Source organism: Kribbella sp. NPDC054772 (assembly GCF_053611945.1).
In genome coordinates, this window is sequence record NZ_JBSHBJ010000033.1 from 1 (window position 1) to 4,377 (window position 4,377).

At 71.1% G+C, this 4,377-nt stretch carries 3 protein-coding genes; 2 read left to right on the forward strand and 1 reads right to left on the reverse strand.

Translation table 11 applies throughout. The features are described 5' to 3' along the window. Positions 1–119: 119 nt before the first annotated feature. Complete coding sequence (locus ACWGID_RS33930; RefSeq protein WP_452203421.1) at positions 120–3,017, reverse strand: FAD-binding and (Fe-S)-binding domain-containing protein; 2,898 nt, start codon at positions 3,015–3,017, stop codon at positions 120–122. 46 nt (positions 3,018–3,063) lie between these two features. On the opposite strand from ACWGID_RS33930, the gene ACWGID_RS33935 reads away from it, so the two are divergent. Beyond that, positions 3,064–3,792, forward strand: coding sequence for a maleate cis-trans isomerase family protein (locus ACWGID_RS33935; RefSeq protein ID WP_452203422.1), 729 nt, complete (start codon positions 3,064–3,066; stop codon positions 3,790–3,792). Further along, on the forward strand, positions 3,789–4,377 hold a 589-nt coding region (locus tag ACWGID_RS33940), incomplete at its 3' end, for a GntR family transcriptional regulator (RefSeq protein WP_452203423.1). The genes ACWGID_RS33935 and ACWGID_RS33940, both read left to right, overlap by 4 nt.

The following is a 4,377-nucleotide window of genomic DNA, read 5'->3' on the forward strand; positions in this document are numbered from 1 at the left end:
GTTTGTTTTTGTCTCCCCCGAGATCGCCCACCCCCCCCACCCCCACCGCGGGGTTGGGGGCCGGGGCCCCGGGGCGGGGCGCCCCCCCCCGCCACGGCAAGCGCCGACGTGCGGTTGGGCTACTGGGGTGGGGTGAGGGGTTGGTGTTGTAGGGCGGTGGCTAGGAGTTGGGCCAGGTGTTGGGGGCGGCGGGGGGTGGCTTGGGCGATCTGCGTGCGGCAGCTGAACCCGTCGGCGAGGACGGCGGTTGTCTCGGGCAACGACCGTACGGCGGGCAGCAGCGACTGCTCGCCGACGGCCTGGGACACCTCGTAGTGCCCCCGCTCGAACCCGAAGTTGCCGGCCAGTCCGCAGCAGCCCGGATCGGCGAGACCGGCGTCGATCCCGGCTGCCGACATCAGCTGCCGATCGGCGTCGAACCCGAGCACCGCGTGCTGGTGACAGTGCTGCTGCACGAAGGCCGCTCCCCCGACCTGCGGCGGCTTCCAGTCGGCCTCGACGAGCAGTTCGGAGAAGGTGCGCGTCGTCGAGGCGGCCGCGGCGGCGAGTGGGTTGCCGGCGAGCAGATCGGGTGCGTCGTGGCGCAGGGCCGCCGTACAGCTCGGTTCGAGGCTGACGATCGGCGTACCTGCGGTCAGGTGTGGCGCGAGCGTGTGCAGGGAGCGGTCCAGGACTCGGCGGGCGGTCGACAGCTGGCCGGTCGAGATCCAGGTCAGGCCGCAGCACACCGGCTTGTCGGGCAACACGACCTCGAAGCCGGCGGATTCCAGCACGGTGACCGCGGCGCGGCCGATCTCCGGCGCGAGGTAGTTCGTAAAGGTGTCCGGCCAGAGCACCACTTTCTGCCCGCTGGGTGATCCGCCGCGCTTCGAGAACCACTGGGTGAAGCTCTCCCGGGCGAACGCCGGTACGTCGCGCTCGACCGCGATCCCACCGAGCCGCTTCGTCAACTGCAACCCGGCGAACGCGTTCGCGACCTTCGGCGCCCGCGAGGCGAGCCGGGACCACAGCGGCAGCCAGCCCATCGACCAGTGCGACATCGGCCGGGCCCACGGCCGCCGCGCGTAGTGGTGATGCGTGAACTCGGCCTTGTACGTCGCCATGTCGACGTTCACCGGACAGTCGGACAGACAGCCCTTGCACGACAGACACAGATCGAGCCCGTCGCGTACTTCGGTCGATCGCCACCCGGCCGTGACCACATCGCCTTGGAGCATCTCCCACAACAGGTGCGCCCGGCCTCGCGTCGAATGCAATTCGTCGCGAGTGACCTGGTAACTCGGGCACATCACGCTGCCCGAGCTCTGCCGGCACTTCCCGATCCCGACGCACCGGCGCTGCGCCTGCGCGAAGTCGTGCCCGTCCTCCGGGTAGTCGAACATCGTCAGCAGCTTGCGGCCCTGCGCAGGACCGTTGTGCCGGATCGCCAGATCCATCGGCGGCGGGTCGACGATCATGCCCGGGTTCATCACCTCGGTCGGATCCCAGAGCCGCTTCAGCTCACCGAACAGCGCGACCCCGTCCGCGCCGTACATCTTGCTCAGCAGCTCGCCCCGAGCCCGCCCGTCACCGTGCTCGCCGGACACCGAACCGCCCAGCTCGACCACCAGATCCGCAGCCTGCTCGACGAAGTCCCGGTACGTCGTGAGCCCGCGCGAACTGAGCAGGTCGAAGTCGATCCGCATGTGCATGCAGCCCTCGCCGAAGTGCCCGTACGACGCCCCCGACAACCCGTGCCGCCCGAGCAACTCGTCGAGCCCCCGCAGGTACGCGCCCAACCGCTCCGGCGGTACGGCGGCGTCCTCCCACCCGCCCCACGCCTCGGCCCCGTCCGCGCGCCGTGTCGCCAGCCCCGCGGCGTCCGTACGGCAGCGCCACAACACGGCCTGCGCCTTCGGGTCGGTGACCAGCGAAGCGGTGGCGGGCGAACCGGAATCGCGCAGCTCCTCCAGCATCAAGCGGGCTGCCGACGCGGCGAGCGTCTCGTCCTCCCCGCCGATCTCGACGAGCAGCCACGCGTTCCCGGCCGGGAGACCGGCCCGGACCGCGGCGTCGCGAACCTCGGTCGGCAACCTGTCGACCAGCTCGCTGTTGATGGACTCCATCGTCAGCGGTCCGTGCCGGAGAACGACGGGCACACAGTCGGCCGACGTCACCGAGTCGACGAAGCCCAGCGCACACAGAACCTTTGCCTTGGGCAACTGCGTGAGCTGAACCGTCGCACGCAGCGTCGCGGCGAGACCGCCCTCGCTGCCGGAGAGCAGACCAGCGACGTTGTACCCGTTCTCGGGCAGCAAGCGGTGCAGCGCATAGCCCGAGATCTGCCGAGTGAACTGCCCGAACCGCCGCTGGATCAGCAGCTCGTTCCGATCGGTGAACGCCTGCAGCGCGCGGTGCAGCTCGCCCTCGCGGCCCGGGCGAGCGGCGGCTTCCGCGCGATCAGCCGCCGAGGCGACCGTCAGGCGCGTGCCGTCGGCGAGCACGACGTCGAGTGAGCGGAGGTTGTCGGCCGTCGTCCCCCAGGCGACCGAGTGGGCACCGCACGCGTTGTTGGCGATCATCCCGCCCAGCGTGGCCCGGCTCGCGGACGACGGATCGGCACCGAACGCCAGCCCGTGCGGTTTCGCGGCCGCCAGCAGATCCGTGAGTACGACGCCTGGCTCGACGACCGCGGTTCGGGACGCCGGGTCGAGGTCGAGGATCCGGTCCACGTGCCGGGACGCGTCGATGACGACCCCGCCGATCGCATTGCCGGCCATCGACGTACCGCCGCCGCGGACGACGACCGGCGCGCCGGCTGCCGCGGTCGACGCGACGGCGATCGCCAGCTCGTCGGCGTCCGCCGGGACCACGACCAGATCGGGGACAGCGCGGTAGTTCGAACCGTCGGTGGCGTAGAGCGCTCGGGTCCGCGTGTCGTCGGCCACCACGCCGTGGATTTCCCGGCGCAAGACGGCGGCCAGCCGCGGGAGGTCGTACGCGACGGATCCGGTGCCGGGGCGATCAGGGGTTAACATTGTCGACAATCTACCCATTTCGGTGTGCAACAAGCCAGGAGGCCCGATGGTCACGGTAGGACTGCTCTATCCCGGACACAGCGCGGAAGACGACTACCCGGCGCTCGAAGCGCGCCTGGACGGTTCCGTGAAGCTGCCCGTCGTCATCACCTCGGTCGGTGAGGACGCGCACCGGGTGGACGCCCTCCTCGACCTCGGCCGGGCCGAACGACTCGCCGAGGGCGCCGCCGAGCTGGCACCGTCGAAGCCGGACGCGGTGATGTGGGCCTGCACCTCGGGAAGTTTCGTCTTCGGGCGCGAGGGCGCGAACATCCAGGCGGCCGGCGTCGCGCAGGCGCTCGGCGTCCCGGCGTCGTCGACCTCGATCGCGTTCGTCGACGCCTGCCGGGAGCTCGGCATCCGGCGGGTCGCGGTCGCCGCGTCGTACCCGGAGGACGTCGCGCAGCACTTCGTCCGCTTCCTCACCGGCGGCGGCCTCGAGGTGGTGTCGATGGGCAGCAACGGGATCATCACCGCCGCGGAGGTCGGCACGCTCACCCCGGACCAGGTGGTCGCGATGGTGAAGGCCGCCGACCACCCGGACGCGGAGGCGATCCTGGTGCCGGACACCGCGATGCACACCCTCGCGATCGTCGACGAGTTGGAGACCGCGGTCGGGAAACCCATACTGACCGCGAACCAGGTGACGGTCTGGAAGGGCCTGCAACTGGCCGGGCCGGTACCGTCATTGCCAGGCCTGGGGACATTGTTCGCCGCAAGGGGGATGACGGAGTGACCAGTTACATCGAGCCGCTGGCGCAGGAGTCGACGCCGAGCATCATCGCCGACAAACTGCGCCAGGCCATCGGCCACGGGGAGCTGAAGCCCGGCGCGCAGCTCGGTGAGGCCGACCTGGCCCGCAAGCTCGGGGTCAGCCGCGGGCCGCTGCGGGAGGGCATGCAGCGGCTGACGCAGGAAGGCCTGCTGGTCTCGATCCGCAACCGCGGGCTGTTCGTCATCGACATGACGCCGGACGACGTCCGCGACATGTACCTGGCGCGCGAGGCCATCGAGCGGGCCGCGGCCCGGCAGATCCTCCGCGGCGACCCCGACGCGGCCGGTACGGCGCTGCTCGAGATCGTCGACCGGATGGCCGTCGCCGAGGGCAACCCGGCCGCGGTCGGCGAGCTCGACATCGCGTTCCACGAGCGGCTGGTGCAGCTGGCCGGCAGCCCGCGGCTGTCGCGGATGCACCGGACGTTCATCACCGAGACCCGGATGTGCATCCACGCCCTGGAGTCGACACACACCCACGCCCACATGCGCCACGCCCGCCCACACAGCCCCCGCGAGACCCGGACCCCCCGGCACCCCCGCGGAG